The sequence below is a fragment of the Acinetobacter sp. 12966 genome (assembly GCF_031196995.1).
Classification (GTDB): domain Bacteria; phylum Pseudomonadota; class Gammaproteobacteria; order Pseudomonadales; family Moraxellaceae; genus Acinetobacter; species Acinetobacter geminorum.
Genome location: NZ_JAVIMC010000132.1, coordinates 17,927 through 32,465, shown reverse-complemented (window position 1 = coordinate 32,465; position 14,539 = coordinate 17,927). Strand labels below are relative to the sequence as shown.

The following is a 14,539-nucleotide window of genomic DNA, read 5'->3' as shown; positions in this document are numbered from 1 at the left end:
GATTAAACAGCCTGACCGTAACCAACAACAAGGTGCAAAAAGCAACCGTCCAGCAATTAACGACGAGATCCGTGCAAAAGAAGTACGCCTCGTTGGTGCTGACGGTGAGCAAAAAGGAATTGTTTCATTAAATGAAGCACTGCGCGCTGCTGAAGAGGCAGATCTTGACCTAGTTGAGATCGTTGCAAACGCCGAGCCGCCTGTTTGTAAAATTATGGATTACAACAAGCACTTGTTTGACCTTAAGCAGAAGCAAAAAGATGCGAAGAAAAAACAGCATCAAGTGCAAGTGAAGGAAATCAAACTGCGCCCTGCAACTGATGTTGGTGATTATCAAGTTAAGCTTCGTGCTATTTTGAAATTCCTTGAAGAAGGAAACAAAGTGAAAATCACTTTACGTTTCCGTGGTCGTGAAATGGCTCACCAACAACTTGGCTTAGCTCAATTACAAAAAATTGAAGCAGATGTCGCTGAGTTTGGGGTTGTGGAACAAGCACCTAAAATGGAAGGCCGTCAAATGGGTATGTTACTTGGACCTAAAAAGAAAAAGTAATACTCAAAAAAAGCACTGCAAAAGCAGTGCTTTTTTATATCCTTATCATAATAAAAAAGATGATTTAATTTTCTCTGTTCAGTTTTATTTAAGACAATTGCTATATCTTTTAAAAGAAATTCAATTCTTGAATTTTATGTATTTTTTAGTGTTGGAAACCTCATCGTTTCTCTTAAAACATGCTATAACGCAAGATGCAGTCATGATAACGATGAATAGGAAATAGAATGATTGATCTCTATTATTGGGGAACTCCCAATGGACATAAAATCACAATTGCCTTAGAAGAAATGGGACTGGATTATACTCTTTACCCCATCAATATTTTAGAAAATGATCAATTTCAACCAGACTTTCTGAGAATTTCTCCAAATAATAAAATTCCGGCAATTGTTGACCAAGATGGACCTCGTGGTGAGCCAATTTCAATATTTGAATCAGGTGCGATCCTGCAATATCTAGGTCGAAAAACTGAATTATTTTATCCAACTGATGAGCAAGAGCGAGTTGAAGTTGAACAATGGCTCATGTGGCAAATGGGTGGGCTAGGGCCTATGCTTGGGCAGAATCATCATTTTAACCGCTTTGCACCAGAAAAAATTCCATACGCGATAGACCGCTATGTAAATGAAACTAAGCGCTTATATGGTGTGCTGAATAAGCAGCTTATTGGTCAGAAGTTTGTTGCAGGTGAATACTCGATTGCTGATATGGCAATTTTACCTTGGATCTTGCGCTATGAATGGCAAGGTATTCAGCTAGAGGATTATCCTTATGTGCAAGAATATATTGTTCGCTTGACGGCACGTCCTGCGGTACAAAAAGCACTATCAATTAAAGTTATTTAACTTTTATTGGTAGCGTAATGAATAAAGTGAAAGGTGATTTGGTCTAATTTAATATGCTAAGTTACTTTTTACTTTTTTTGAGCGCGTTTGGGGCGGCTACATTATTACCGTTACAATCAGAAGCTGTACTCGCCACCTTATTATTAAAAAAAGAATATTCTGCTTTTCTTCTCATTTCTATCGCCACTTTCGGAAATGTACTGGGCTCGTGTGTGAACTGGTGGCTTGGTTTAAAAATAGAGCAGTTTAAACACAAAAAGTGGTTTCCTGTTTCTGAAAAGCGTTTAGAGCAAGCTCAAAGCTTTTATCATAAGTATGGGTTTTATTCGCTGCTTTTAAGTTGGACACCTATTATTGGTGACCCACTTACTTTAGTTGCAGGTTTATTCAAAGAAAATTTTTGGCGTTTTTTAATTATAGTTTTGATTGCTAAAGCAGGACGCTATATTTTTATTTATTGGGTGATTACAGATTTTATTTAAGATAAAAGCATCCGAAGATGCTTCTATTAAAACGATTTAATTAGTCTTCTGAGCTTTTAGTAATATCGACTTTAAATAGATCATTGGTTTTTAGCCAACAGAAAGTGACCACTGCAAGTGTCATACAACCACCAAAAATAGTCGCTGCAATCGTTCCTAAATATTTAGCTGCCAACCCTGACTCAAATGCACCCAGCTCATTACTTGATGAAACAAACATTCCGTTTACAGCAGCAACGCGACCACGCATATTTTCTGGTGGAAAAATTTGCAAAATGGTTTGTCTAACCACAACTGAAATACTGTCACAAGCGCCTGTCATAGCCAACGCAAATAGTGATAACCACATTTTGTTTGAGAATGCGAAAAGAATCGTGAAAACACCAAATCCTGCAACAGCAAGTAGCATGTTACGCCATGCATGTTGAGTTGGCGGGAAGCGAGTCAAAGCAATCATAGTGACGAGCGCTCCAATAGAGGGGGCCGCACGCAAATATCCAAGCCCTTCTGGACCGACTTTCAAGATATCTTCTGCGAAAATTGGTAATAATGCGATGACTCCACCAAATAAAACAGAAGCTAAATCAAGAGAAATTGCCCAAAGAACAATTTTGGTTTTCCAGATAAAACGGAAACCATCTCCTAAACTTTCTAAAACATTAGCAGTTTCAATTTTAGGGAAAGTACGCTTATGCAATAGGTTAATTAAGATAAAACAAATAGCAAGTAAAACCGCAACACTAAATAGGCTTGTTTCTCGGCCTAAATAGGCAAGCATGAAACCACCAAGCATTGGCCCGATAATTACACCACTTTGCCAACCGATTGTCGTCCATGTTGCACCATTTGCATACAGTTCACGAGGTATCAAAAATGGTTTTAAAGACGTTGCAGAAGGATTGTAAAAGCCACGAATTGTACCCAAACCAAAAATAACAGCATAAATACCCCATGAAAGGAAATTTACGCTGATATGACCTAGACCATGCAGATGGAACAGCGACCATAGTACTAAAGGAAGAGGAACCGAGAAAAATAAACAGATTTTCATAATAATCTGTTTATTAAACCGATCTGCAAAATAGCCACCCCAAAGAGAAAGAGCAATAAAAGGAATGGCTTCTGCAAGTCCTATTAAACCTAGAGTCAGAGGATCTTTGGTGATTTGATAGAGTGAGTAAGCAACAATAATTTCTTGAATCAGAATTGCTAAAGTTAAGCAAAATTGATTAATCGTAACAATTGAGAAATCTCTGTAGCGTAAGGCAGCAAATGCATCATGTTTCTGCATTAGGAATATCGTATGTTGATAATTTGATCGTATTATAAATGGAAAAAAGCGCAGGTGCTTTATTTATTATTGATATTGCTAACACCGTGGAAGGCGAAAAAGTCTTTCTTTGCATCATAAAAACAGTAACTAATAGTTTTAATTTTAGTCAGCATACTATAAAATACGCGCTTCCTTACCTGCAGGTCGATTTTGCAATGGTGCGATCGTGCCGAACAGGTGCCCAAAAGAGGTTACTATGGCTAAGTTAAAAACTCGCCGTGGTGCAGCTAAACGCTTCAAAGCGACTGCAAACGGTTTTAAGCGCAAACAAGCATTCAAGCGCCACATTTTGACCAAAAAATCTGCTAAACGTATCCGTCAATTACGCGGCTGTGTAATGGTTCATGTTTCTGACATGAATTCAGTTCGTCGTATGTGCCCATACATCTAAGGAGATTATAAATGGCTCGTGTAAAACGTGGTGTAGTGGCTCATCGTCGTCACAAAAAAATTCTTGCTCGCGCTAAAGGTTACTACGGTGCTCGTTCACGCGTTTACCGCGTAGCGTTCCAAGCGGTAATCAAAGCTGGTCAATACGCTTACCGTGACCGCCGTCAAAAGAAACGTCAATTCCGTGCTCTATGGATTGCGCGTATCAATGCTGGTGCTCGTCAAAACGGTTTGTCTTACAGCCGTATGATCGATGGCTTGAAAAAAGCTCAAGTGATCATCGACCGTCGCGTATTAGCTGACATCGCTATGCATGATGCAGTAGCATTTGCTGCTTTAGCTGAAAAAGCTAAAGGCGCATTAGCTGCATAAGCTTAGAGATTCAAAGAAAGACCGCTTTTTAGCGGTCTTTTTTATTTTTAGTGGTTCTATTTTAAAAAGAGATAACAATCAGAGATAAAAGATGAAAGACGAAAAATTTCTAAATGATTTAATTCAAAAAGTACAGCAAGGTCATCAGGTCAAATATTTATATTTCTGGGGGCATATTCCTAAGAAAGCTGGTGTTGTTGATAAGAGTTGTTTTAGTCAGTGGTTTCCTGCGCAATTTGAAGTAGAGGGTATTGAATACTTTACTGCTGAACACTATATGATGGCGCAAAAAGCAAAATTATTTAATGATGAAGAAATTTTTGCACGAATTTTGCAAGTTAAACATCCTAATGAAGCGAAACAGCTAGGTCGTAAAGTGCGTAATTATGATGAACAAGTATGGCAAGAAAAGCGTTTTGACATTGTGGTGCGAGCAAACTCTGCTAAATTCTCTCAGCATTCGGAATTGAAAAAATTCTTATTAGCAACGAAAGATCGTATTTTAGTTGAAGCATCTCCAGTCGATAAAATTTGGGGAATTGGTATGGCGCAAGACCATCCACATATTCAAGATCCATCTCTATGGCAAGGACTAAACTTATTAGGTTTTGCTTTAATGCATGTTCGAGGACTACTTTTACCTGAGTAGGTTGGTGTGAGACCAATCAATACTTCACTTTAAAAGTAGTGGCGTGAGGGAAGTGAATTGAAATCATTAAATGACATGGATATTCGTATAGCATCACTTAAGGATGCATTATCTATTGCAGAAGTACATGTACAGAGTTGGAAAGAAACCTATACAGGTATGATTAAGCAAGAAATATTGAATGAGCTTAACGTACTAGATAAAGAACAGTTATGGAAAGAGATAAGCAGAAGTCCTGATCATAAGTTATTTATCTATACTGAAAATGGAGTAGTGAAAGGCTTTCTCGATGGTCATTTAAATCCAGAGAATAATATTGCTGAAATTATGGCTTTTTATCTTTTAAAAGAAGTTCAAAAGCAAAGCATTGGACGTGAGTTATTTCAAAAGTTCTACCAATGTGCTTTAAATCAAGGATACAGTTTTATTCGCTTAGAAGTCTTTAATAAAAATCCAAGTCGTTTCTTCTACGAAAAAATGGGAGCTAAATTAATTGGGGAAACCGAACTACCTGAGTTCGGCCCCGAAATAACAGAGTTACTTTATCAATGGAAACTCTAATCTTTAAAGACCAAAATAATAAGCCAAAGCACAAATAATAATCGTCAAAACAATCAGCTTAATAACGCCTAAACCATTGCCTTTATGGTGGTGAGACTTAAGATGCTGTGAATTTTCATTTGATTGCTCAAATGGAGATGCTTTAACTATAGGCACCATCTGAGCTGTCTGATAATGGTTGGCAACTTTTACAATAAGCTTGGCAAACAAATCATCAGTTTTTTGTGTAAAGTTTCTTAAATTGATGAGTTGCTCTTGGTCTAAGTCTTCCCCTAAAGGATCATTTGCAAGGCGTTTCTTTTGTTCTAAATAATCAGCTAATGCTTGAGTATGAGATAAAAGTTGATGGGCATAATCTGCGGGATAATTTTCTGGAATTAAAGCAAGTCTTGGTTCTAAGCTTTTAATATTTGTACCATCAAAAAGAGCATTTTGAAATTCTGGTTCCTCAAAGCCTGCTGCGTACTTACTCTGGAATAATTCACTATCCATAAAATCGGCGATTTCTTGCCATGGCGGATTTTTTAAATCAACTTCAATTTTTTTTGATAATTTTTCATTGAGTTCAAAACGCCAGAAAGTTTCTAAACGAAGCTCACAGGTTTGTGAGGCAGGGGCTTCGAATTCATTATCATTGTTATACCATTCGGCAAGCTCATGGCCAAAAATCCATGCAAACTTCTTATCGTTTTGATGACTCACAATAAAATGAGTATAAGGTAAGAGCTCGACATTGCTATTCGGATTTTGCTCTTCATTGAGAAGGCTTGATAAATGTAAGCTAAGCTTCGAGGTGCCTTGTTTTTTTAATGCTTCTAGCCAAACTTGGAAGTGTTGAGCCAATAAATGCTGAGAAGTTAAGTCACGAAACTGAAAACTATGATGGTCGAAAATATGATGTTGTCGCCATTGGTTAAAGCTTAAATTCTGACGGAGGTATTCATTACCATATGTCACAAGCGTAAGTTGTTGTTTCCAAATCTGATTAAGCGCCATAATAGTTGATCTCATTGACGATGCTATTATCTTATACGTTTTGTCTTTTTGTTGCCTAATACATTTTTCATGATGGATAAACTTCATCAATTCGATGAAAAACTGTTAGAATGCAGTGTTTTATTATATTTTTTAAATTTGTTGCTTTGAGAGTTAATATGTCACTGGAAGCCCTGACCACAGAAGCGCTTGCTGCCATTGCAGCAGCTCAAGACCTTGTTGCACTTGATCAGGTGCGTGTGCAATTTACAGGGAAAAAAAGCCAGCTTGCAGAACAATCGAAAGCATTAGGGAAAATGGACCCTGAAGAACGCAAAGTACAAGGTGCTGCGATTCATGCTGTTCGAGAAACAATTAATACTGCATTAACAGAACGTCAAGCGGCACTACAACAGGCAGCACTTGCACAAAAGCTAGCAAGTGAAACGATTGATATTACATTGCCGGGCCGTGGTCAACGTATTGGTACAGTCCACCCTGTTACTCAGGTACAAGAGCGAATTTGCCAGTTCTTTACTAAAGCTGGTTTTACAGTTGCAACCGGTCCAGAAGTTGAAGATGACTATCACAATTTCGAAGCATTAAATATTCCTGGTCACCATCCAGCACGTGCTATGCACGATACTTTCTACTTTGATGCCACTCACTTGCTACGTACGCATACCTCTGGGGTACAGATTCGTACAATGGAGACGAGTGAGCCGCCAATTCGTATCGTATGCCCTGGCCGTGTTTACCGTTGTGATTCGGATCAAACGCATTCGCCAATGTTCCACCAGATCGAAGGCTTATATGTGGCTGAGAATACAAGCTTTGCTGAATTAAAAGGTTTATTGATTAACCTACTGAATGAATTTTTTGAGAAAGATTTAAAAGTACGTTTCCGCCCATCATATTTCCCGTTTACAGAGCCTAGTGCAGAAGTAGATATCATGGATGAGCGTGGACGTTGGTTAGAAGTTTTAGGCTGTGGCATGGTACATCCAAATGTATTGCGTGCTGCGGGTATTGATCCTGATAAATACAAAGGCTTTGCTTTTGGTTTAGGGGTAGAGCGTTTTGCAATGTTGCGTTATGGCATTAATGATTTGCGTATGTTCTATCAAAATGATGTGCGTTTCTTACGCCAATTTGCCTAACAATTTTTCAGGATTAAAAAAGGTTTATAAAGATGAAGATTAGCGAAAATTGGTTACGTACATGGGTTAATCCAGCAATTGATAGTGAGACATTGTCTGATCAGTTAACTATGCTTGGGCTTGAAGTTGATGAATTAGCACCTGTGGCTAAACCATTTACAGGTGTCGTGGTTGGCGAAGTTTTAACAGTTGAGCAGCATCCAGATGCAGACCGTCTGCGTGTAACAACAGTGAATATTGGTACAGGTGAATCTCTGCAAATTGTATGTGGTGCTCCTAATGTCCGTGCTGGAATGAAAGCACCTGTGGCAACCATTGGTGCCGTATTACCAGGTGATTTTAAAATCAAAAAAGGTAAGCTTCGCGGCGTTGAGTCACAAGGTATGCTGTGCGGCGCTTCTGAAATTGATCTTGAAGATAAGATCGATGGTTTACTCGAACTACCAGCTGATGCTCCAGTAGGAGTAAACATCCGTGAATACTTAAAACTTGATGATAACGTCATCGATATCAGTATTACACCAAACCGTGGTGATTGTTTCAGTATCCGTGGTATCGCACGTGAGATTGCAGTAATTAACCAACTGCAAATGAATGAACCTGAAATCAAATCAGTTGATGCGACAATTGCTGATGAGAAGAAAGTAGTGATCAGCACTGAAGGTGCGCCACGCTACTTAGGGCGTGTAATTAAAAACGTTAATGTAAAAGCTGCTACTCCTGAGTGGATGGAGCAGGCTTTAGCACGTTCAGGAATTCGCACGCACAGTATTTTGGTTGATGTGACGAACTATGTCCTCATGGAATTGGGTCAGCCAATGCATGCTTTCGATTTAGCTAAAATCGAAGGGACTATACAAGTGCGTCAAGCTCAGCCACAAGAAAAATTACAACTCCTTAATGATCAAGAAGTTGAATTGCAAGAAGATATCATGGTGATTGCTGATGACCAGAAAGCTTTGGCAATTGCTGGAATTATGGGTGGTTTAGCATCAAGTGTAACTGATGATACAACTGACATTTTCCTAGAAAGTGCTTTCTTCGCACCACTTGCTATTGCTGGACGTGCTCGTCGTTTTGGCTTGCATACCGATTCTTCACAGCGTTATGAACGTGGTGTAGATTTTGAATTGCCGTTAATTGCGATGAACCGTGCTTCGCAGCTTATTCAAGAGTTGGCAGGTGGTGAATTTGGTCCAATTACTGTTGCTGAAAAAACTGAAATTTTACCAAAACGTGAAGCAATTGAACTGAAACAAGCTCAGGTAGACCAATTGTTGGGATATCAAGTGACGGCTGATTTCATTGCAGATGCTTTAACTCGACTAGGGTGTGAAGTAACTGTTAAAGCTGAAGGTGAATGGAGTGTAGTACCTCCATCACATCGCTATGACATGGCTATTTATCAAGACCTAATTGAAGAAGTGGCACGTATTGATGGTTATGACAATATCCAAATTAGCTTACCAAGCATGGATGTTCAATTAGCTAAATATCAAGACCGTTTTGAAATTGCAGAGTTACGCCAAACTATCGTGACTTTAGGCTATCAAGAAGCAATTAGTTTTAGTTTTGCTGATGCAAAACTTGAAAAGCAATTGAACCCGCAAGTAAATCCGTTAATGCTAGCAAATCCAATTTCAAGTGATTTGGCTGCAATGCGTAGTACTCTACTTTCAAGTTTAATCCCTTGCGTACAATATAATCTCAACCGTCAACAAAGTCGTGTTCGTTTCTTTGAATTAGGACTTCGTTTTGATTATCAAAATGCTAAAAGTATTGCAGATCTAAAACAGATTCCGACTTTAGCTCTAGTGGCAGTTGGCTCGCAACAACCTGAATCTTGGCATGTGAAGCCTCAATCAATGGATTTCTTTGACTTCAAAGGAGAGATAGAAGAGATTTTGGCTGCTGGTCGTGTCAAAGTTGAATATGTACGTTCTGAGCGTGCATGGTTGCATCCGGGGCAGTCTGCTGAAATTTTAGTTGATGGACAATCAATTGGTTACTTAGGCCATCTGCATCCATCTTTAGAAAATGAGCTTGATTTAACAACAACGTGGGTTGCTGAGCTTGATCAAACAGCCGTTTTGCAATCTTATGTATCTAATTTTACAGAATTATCACGTTTTCCTTCGATTAGACGTGATATTGCGCTTTTAATCTCTGATAATATAAATGTTAGAGATATTCAGCAGTTAATCGAAAAAACTGGTGGAGAGCTTTTAGACTCTACATGGTTATTCGATGTGTATACGGGGCAGGGTGTCGAAGAAGGTAAGCGCTCATTGGCGTTTGCACTATTATGGCAACATCCTTCACGTACGCTTGAAGATGCTGAAATTAAATCTGGTATGGACAATATAATCCAAGTGTTGGAAAACACTTATCAAGCGACATTGAGGGCCTCATGACAGCATTAACTAAAGCAGACATGGCTGATCATTTAAGTGAGTTAACCAGCTTAAATCGCCGTGAAGCAAAACAAATGGTCGAGTTGTTCTTCGACGAGATTAGCCAAGCGCTTATTGCAGGGGAGCAGGTTAAGCTTTCTGGTTTTGGTAATTTCGAGTTAAGAGATAAACGCGAACGTCCAGGACGTAACCCTAAGACAGGTGAGGAAATTCCAATTTCTGCGCGCCGTGTAGTTACATTCAGAGCGGGTCAGAAGTTTAGACAACGCGTTGGAAATGAGCAGATCGATTGATCTGCTTTTTTTATATTTTAGAAAGCTTTACATAATTTTATTGGGCAGCAATATAGGGTCGCTTAATCTTAGAAAATTAAACTTTAAACATAAAAAAAGAGGACAAAATGTCCTCTTTTTTATCTAATCTAAATTATAGATTAGTGTGCAGCAGAAGCAGCAACGTCAGAAGCAGCAGCAGCAACGTCAGAAGCAGCAGCAGCAACGTCAGAAGCAGCAGCGTCAACAGCTACAGCAGCTTCAGAAGCAGCAGCAGTAGCTTCAGAAGCAGCAGCTACAGCTTCAGAAGCAGCAGCAGGCGCTTCTTCTTTCTTAGAACAACCAACGAAAGCTAAAGTAGCAGCAACAGCAGCAGCAACAGCGAATTTTTTGAATAACATGGCATCACTCTCACAAAAAAGATTTGAGATTAAAAAAACCTAAGTTGGACTGTTTTGCTTTTATTATTCCTAAAACGTAGCTAGGTAACAACGCATGGAGCAGTCTAACTGGTCTGCCGCTATGCTATCACTGCACATGCTGAAATACTACTGTCGCTTGTCAAAAAAACGTATGAAAAAGAGAAAAACAGACTGTTTTTTAACAGAAAAAAACAATTAACTGACTACTATATATTGGAAAAGGTAGAGGTAAGCTACTAAAAAAACTAAGCTTTTTTATGCAAAAATATTTATTATCAAAAGCTTATAAATAATTTTACATAAAAATAAGCAAAATGTATTTTTGTGTAAAGCTTGTCAACCAAATAAAAAGCCACTCAAAAGAGTGGCTTTTTTGAAGGCTTAATTACTTAAGTTGAAGCTTTACGTTTCATTTGATCAAAGAAATCATCATTTGTTTTGGTTTCTTTCATACGGTCAAGTAAGAATTCCATTGCTGCCAATTCATCCATAGGGTGAAGTAGCTTACGGAGGATCCATACTTTGCGTAATTTATCTTCATCCATTAAACGCTCTTCACGACGTGTGCCAGATTTTTTGATATTCATAGCAGGGAAGACGCGTTTTTCAGCAATACGGCGATCAAGCGTAATCTCTTGGTTACCTGTACCTTTGAATTCTTCATAAATTACATCATCCATTTTACTGCCTGTTTCAATCAAAGCAGTAGAGATGATCGTAAGTGAACCACCTTCTTCGATATTACGTGCAGCACCGAAGAAACGTTTAGGGCGCTCTAATGCATGAGCGTCTACACCACCAGTTAACACTTTGCCTGATGATGGGATTACTGTGTTATAAGCACGTGCAAGACGAGTAATAGAGTCAAGAAGAATCACAACATCTTTTTTATGTTCAACAAGACGTTTAGCTTTTTCAATGACCATTTCTGCAACTTGTACATGGCGAGCTGGTGCTTCATCAAATGTTGAGGCAATAACTTCACCGCGAACAGTACGCTCCATTTCAGTTACTTCTTCTGGACGTTCGTCAATGAGTAGAACAATCAAGAATACTTCTGGATTGTTTCTAACAATCGATTGAGCAATATTTTGAAGTAACATTGTTTTACCCGCTTTCGGCGGTGCAACAATAATAGAACGTTGGCCTTTACCAATTGGCGCAACTAAATCAACGACACGAGCAGTTAAGTCTTCTGTCGTACCATTACCTAATTCCATAACCAATTGTTCGGTCGGGAAAAGGGGAGTTAAGTTTTCAAATAAAATTTTATTACGAGAATTTTCTGGCGTGTCGTAGTTAATCTGGTTAACTTTGAGCAACGCAAAATAACGCTCACCTTCTTTTGGAGGGCGAATAGTACCTGTGATGGTATCACCTGTACGCAAGTTAAAGCGTCGGATCTGTGAAGGACTCACATAAATATCATCCGGACCTGCTAAATACGAACCTGCGGCAGAACGCAAAAAACCAAAACCATCAGAGAGAATTTCGAGAACGCCATCACCAAAAATTTCTTCGCCATTCATCGCATGGCGTTTCAAAATGGCAAAGATAATATCTTGCTTTCTGTTACGAGCCATACCTTCCAGGCCCATAAATTCAGCAATTTTAATTAGTTCGCCGATTGGTTTTTTCTTGAGTTCAGTTAAATTCATAAGGGTCAGAATTAGGAAAGAGTAGAGTGTGGTTTAAAAAGGAGAAAAATCGCTCGCATACAAAAAAGATTATCGCAATTGTATTTACACAATAACAATTCAGAAGTCTGATTAATTGTTTCGAAGAGAAATGTGAAAAAACAATTTCTGTTGCCGAGTGGCGATCTTTATGTTTGTGTCTTGTAAGAAGCCGGACGAAGATGATTCCCTTCAGTGCCTCTTGAGCATGCAATATAAGCCAGCCTAGCTAATTTGTCAATTTATAGGCGAAAAAAATACGCTATAAAAAAGTATAGCGTATTTTCTTTTTTAGCATTTTGACTTAAACATTTTCATCAATAAAGCTAACAAGTTTAGAGCGAGGTACAGCACCAATTTGTTGAGCTACAACTTCACCATTTTTGAAAAGTAGTAAAGCAGGAATGTTACGGATGTTGTATTTCACTGCTGTATCTTCGCAAGAAGTCACATCAACTTTAACAATTTTTACTTTACCAGCATATTCACTTGATAGGTCTTCAAGCACAGGCGCGATCGCTTTACAAGGTGCACACCATCCTGCCCAGAAGTCAACAAGTACAGGGGTTTCAGCATCTAAAACATCTGCTTGGAAGTTATCATCAGTTGTATTTACAATAGTCGCAGACATGGTACGGCTCCAATTTTTAGAAAAAAGTGCTATTACAGGAGAAAATTATCTCTATAAGTATTACATAGCTACTTAGTTCAATGTAAGGGTTTGATGCTATTATTCAAGGCTTAACTAAATTTGTCTAATGGATGCTCACGATATCCATCATCGACTTGTACAATCAACTTATAAATAGAAAAATTTAAATGACAGCTAATTGTTGATGAAAATGGCTTTTCAATTGCATTCTTGTGAATTACTCTAGGCGTGAATTGTTATGGGTTTAGTTCAATAATGTCTGATTTTCTGATTGATGAAGAATTACTTGCCGCCATTGATATGGGGTCGAACAGTTTTCACCTTGCAATTGCACGGGTAGATCATGGCGAAGTTAAAAAAGTTGCTTCGATGTCAGAAAAAGTACAGCTTGCAGCTGGTTTAGATGAGAATAAAAACCTAACAGAAGCCGCTCAGCAACGAGGCTTAGCCTGCTTGGCTCGTTTTGTGGGAAGATTAAGTTCTGTTCAACCGAATCGCTTACGAATTGTGGCGACCAATGCTTTGCGTCAGGCAAAAAATGGTCATGAATTTATTCAAAAAGCAGCAGAAATTTTGCCTAAACCTATTGAAATTATTGCTGGGCGAGAAGAAGCGCGTCTGATTTATCTTGGCGTATCGCATACCATGGCAAATGGTGGTCGACGTTTGGTTGTAGATATTGGTGGTGGTTCTACTGAGTTCATTATTGGTGAAGAGTTTGAACCTATTTACACTGAGTCATTGCAAATGGGATGTGTGGCTTATACAAAAGCCTACTTTGCTGATGGCGAAATCACACAAAAAGCCTTTGATAAAGCAGTAGTTGCTGCGCGTAAAGAACTTTCAGCTATTGCAACAACGTATAAAATGGAAGGTTGGGATACTGTCGTTGGTTCTAGTGGAACGATTAAAGCTTGCCGTCAAATTATGGTGAATATGGGCTTGAGCGATGAACAAGAAAACGTTACTCGAGAAGGTTTATATAAACTCAAAGATAAATTACTTAAGTTTAAAAATATTTCTGAAATTGATTTTGAAGGGTTAAGAGAAGATCGACGAGCAGTTTTGCCAGCCGGATTGGCAATTTTGTACGCAGTTTTCGAAGTTTTGGAAATTGATCGTTTGGCATATTCTGATGGTGCATTACGTGAAGGAGTCATGTATGACCTGTTAGGTCGTTTTAAACATGAAGATATCCGTGATCGCAGTGTACAGGCTTTAATGGGGCGTTATAACGCAGATCCGAAACAGGCAGAACGAGTTGTAAATACAGCACAACAATTATTTGATGGTGTTGCAGATTCCCTTAATTTAACGAGTGAAGACAGTGACTTACTGCGTCGAGCCGCCTATTTGCATGAAATTGGTTTAGCAATTAGTCATGGTGGTTATCACCGTCATGGTGCTTATTTATTGCAGCATTCTGATATTCCGGGCTTCTCACAAATTGATCAAAATCACCTTTCACATTTGGTCGCTCACCACCGTCGTAAATTGCGAAATGATGTAAAAAATGAAATTTTGAAGGCTGGTGGTAATAAATTACTTTATCTATGTTTATTACTTCGCCTAGCAGTTTTACTCAACCATAGTCGAAGTGATCAGATGCTTCCTGCCATTGAACTGACCATCATAAATGATCAACAATGGCAACTTAGTGTTTCTGGTGATGCCAAACAATGGCCATTGTTAGTTGCCGACTTGCATGATGAGCAAGAGCAGTTTAAGCATTGGGACATTGAATTGAATATTCAGTCGGAAAAATTTATCGATTAAAGGG

Annotated in this window: 18 protein-coding genes; 13 read left to right on the top strand and 5 right to left on the bottom strand. The window is 38.6% G+C overall.

Annotated features, from left to right (window positions below; translation table 11 throughout):
* Nucleotide 1 precedes the first annotated feature (1 nt).
* The 3 genes from infC to RFW85_RS17940 all read left to right on the top strand — a co-directional run bounded on the left by infC (nucleotide 2) and on the right by RFW85_RS17940 (nucleotide 1,883).
* On the top strand, nucleotides 2-553 hold the full coding sequence (gene infC, locus RFW85_RS17950) for a translation initiation factor IF-3 (protein ID WP_075383312.1): 552 nt from the start codon (nucleotides 2-4) through the stop codon (nucleotides 551-553).
* A 227-nt stretch (nucleotides 554-780) separates the two neighbouring features.
* Entirely contained in the window at nucleotides 781-1,401 is a 621-nt protein-coding gene (locus RFW85_RS17945; RefSeq protein ID WP_170247680.1) for a glutathione S-transferase N-terminal domain-containing protein, read from the top strand.
* Between the two features lie 53 nt (nucleotides 1,402-1,454).
* The gene (locus RFW85_RS17940) at nucleotides 1,455-1,883 is read left to right on the top strand and encodes a YqaA family protein (RefSeq protein ID WP_170247681.1); all 429 of its coding nucleotides are present in this window, start codon (nucleotides 1,455-1,457) and stop codon (nucleotides 1,881-1,883) included.
* A gap of 40 nt (nucleotides 1,884-1,923) precedes the next feature.
* Here RFW85_RS17940 and nreB read toward each other — a convergent pair whose 3' ends face one another.
* Nucleotides 1,924-3,174, bottom strand: coding sequence for a nickel resistance MFS transporter NreB (gene nreB / locus RFW85_RS17935; protein ID WP_309171750.1), 1,251 nt, complete (start codon nucleotides 3,172-3,174; stop codon nucleotides 1,924-1,926).
* A 38-nt stretch (nucleotides 3,175-3,212) separates the two neighbouring features.
* On the opposite strand from nreB, the gene RFW85_RS17930 reads away from it, so the two are divergent.
* From RFW85_RS17930 to RFW85_RS17910, 5 genes are all read left to right on the top strand, one after another.
* Entirely contained in the window at nucleotides 3,213-3,425 is a 213-nt protein-coding gene (locus tag RFW85_RS17930; protein ID WP_032062463.1) for a hypothetical protein, read from the top strand.
* Nucleotides 3,413-3,607: a 50S ribosomal protein L35 gene (rpmI, locus tag RFW85_RS17925; RefSeq protein ID WP_002054552.1), complete on the top strand. Its 195-nt coding sequence runs from the start codon at nucleotides 3,413-3,415 to the stop codon at nucleotides 3,605-3,607. The genes RFW85_RS17930 and rpmI overlap by 13 nt, the downstream gene beginning before the upstream one ends.
* A gap of 11 nt (nucleotides 3,608-3,618) precedes the next feature.
* Nucleotides 3,619-3,978, top strand: coding sequence for a 50S ribosomal protein L20 (gene rplT / locus RFW85_RS17920; RefSeq protein WP_000124858.1), 360 nt, complete (start codon nucleotides 3,619-3,621; stop codon nucleotides 3,976-3,978).
* Nucleotides 3,979-4,069: 91 nt separating this feature from the next.
* Nucleotides 4,070-4,627 carry an NADAR family protein gene (locus RFW85_RS17915; RefSeq protein ID WP_170247682.1) on the top strand — a complete coding sequence of 186 codons (558 nt, stop codon included), beginning with the start codon at nucleotides 4,070-4,072 and terminating at the stop codon, nucleotides 4,625-4,627.
* A gap of 57 nt (nucleotides 4,628-4,684) precedes the next feature.
* Complete coding sequence (locus RFW85_RS17910; protein WP_170247683.1) at nucleotides 4,685-5,188, top strand: GNAT family N-acetyltransferase; 504 nt, start codon at nucleotides 4,685-4,687, stop codon at nucleotides 5,186-5,188.
* Nucleotides 5,189-5,191: 3 nt separating this feature from the next.
* Here RFW85_RS17910 and RFW85_RS17905 read toward each other — a convergent pair whose 3' ends face one another.
* Complete coding sequence (locus RFW85_RS17905) at nucleotides 5,192-6,184, bottom strand: hypothetical protein (RefSeq protein WP_170247708.1); 993 nt, start codon at nucleotides 6,182-6,184, stop codon at nucleotides 5,192-5,194.
* Nucleotides 6,185-6,342: 158 nt separating this feature from the next.
* On the opposite strand from RFW85_RS17905, the gene pheS reads away from it, so the two are divergent.
* From pheS to RFW85_RS17890, 3 genes are read left to right on the top strand one after another with little or no spacing between them, the layout of a single operon-like run.
* The gene (gene pheS / locus RFW85_RS17900; RefSeq protein WP_002117277.1) at nucleotides 6,343-7,323 is read left to right on the top strand and encodes a phenylalanine--tRNA ligase subunit alpha; all 981 of its coding nucleotides are present in this window, start codon (nucleotides 6,343-6,345) and stop codon (nucleotides 7,321-7,323) included.
* A gap of 32 nt (nucleotides 7,324-7,355) precedes the next feature.
* Entirely contained in the window at nucleotides 7,356-9,737 is a 2,382-nt protein-coding gene (pheT, locus tag RFW85_RS17895) for a phenylalanine--tRNA ligase subunit beta (RefSeq protein ID WP_170247684.1), read from the top strand.
* Complete coding sequence (locus RFW85_RS17890) at nucleotides 9,734-10,030, top strand: integration host factor subunit alpha (protein WP_000126166.1); 297 nt, start codon at nucleotides 9,734-9,736, stop codon at nucleotides 10,028-10,030. The genes pheT and RFW85_RS17890 overlap by 4 nt, the downstream gene beginning before the upstream one ends.
* A 140-nt stretch (nucleotides 10,031-10,170) precedes the next feature.
* Here RFW85_RS17890 and RFW85_RS17885 read toward each other — a convergent pair whose 3' ends face one another.
* On the bottom strand, nucleotides 10,171-10,410 hold the full coding sequence (locus tag RFW85_RS17885; protein ID WP_086264983.1) for a hypothetical protein: 240 nt from the start codon (nucleotides 10,408-10,410) through the stop codon (nucleotides 10,171-10,173).
* 94 nt (nucleotides 10,411-10,504) lie between these two features.
* On the opposite strand from RFW85_RS17885, the gene RFW85_RS17880 reads away from it, so the two are divergent.
* Nucleotides 10,505-10,630, top strand: a complete 126-nt coding sequence (locus tag RFW85_RS17880; protein ID WP_170247685.1) for a hypothetical protein — start codon at nucleotides 10,505-10,507, stop codon at nucleotides 10,628-10,630.
* 190 nt (nucleotides 10,631-10,820) lie between these two features.
* Here RFW85_RS17880 and rho read toward each other — a convergent pair whose 3' ends face one another.
* Both rho and trxA read right to left on the bottom strand, forming a co-directional pair.
* Nucleotides 10,821-12,089: a transcription termination factor Rho gene (rho, locus tag RFW85_RS17875; protein WP_002117304.1), complete on the bottom strand. Its 1,269-nt coding sequence runs from the start codon at nucleotides 12,087-12,089 to the stop codon at nucleotides 10,821-10,823.
* 322 nt (nucleotides 12,090-12,411) lie between these two features.
* Nucleotides 12,412-12,738 carry a thioredoxin gene (gene trxA / locus RFW85_RS17870; RefSeq protein ID WP_002054512.1) on the bottom strand — a complete coding sequence of 109 codons (327 nt, stop codon included), beginning with the start codon at nucleotides 12,736-12,738 and terminating at the stop codon, nucleotides 12,412-12,414.
* A 276-nt stretch (nucleotides 12,739-13,014) separates the two neighbouring features.
* Between trxA and ppx the strand changes: the two genes are divergently transcribed.
* On the top strand, nucleotides 13,015-14,535 hold the full coding sequence (ppx, locus tag RFW85_RS17865) for an exopolyphosphatase (protein ID WP_170247686.1): 1,521 nt from the start codon (nucleotides 13,015-13,017) through the stop codon (nucleotides 14,533-14,535).
* Nucleotides 14,536-14,539 lie beyond the last annotated feature (4 nt).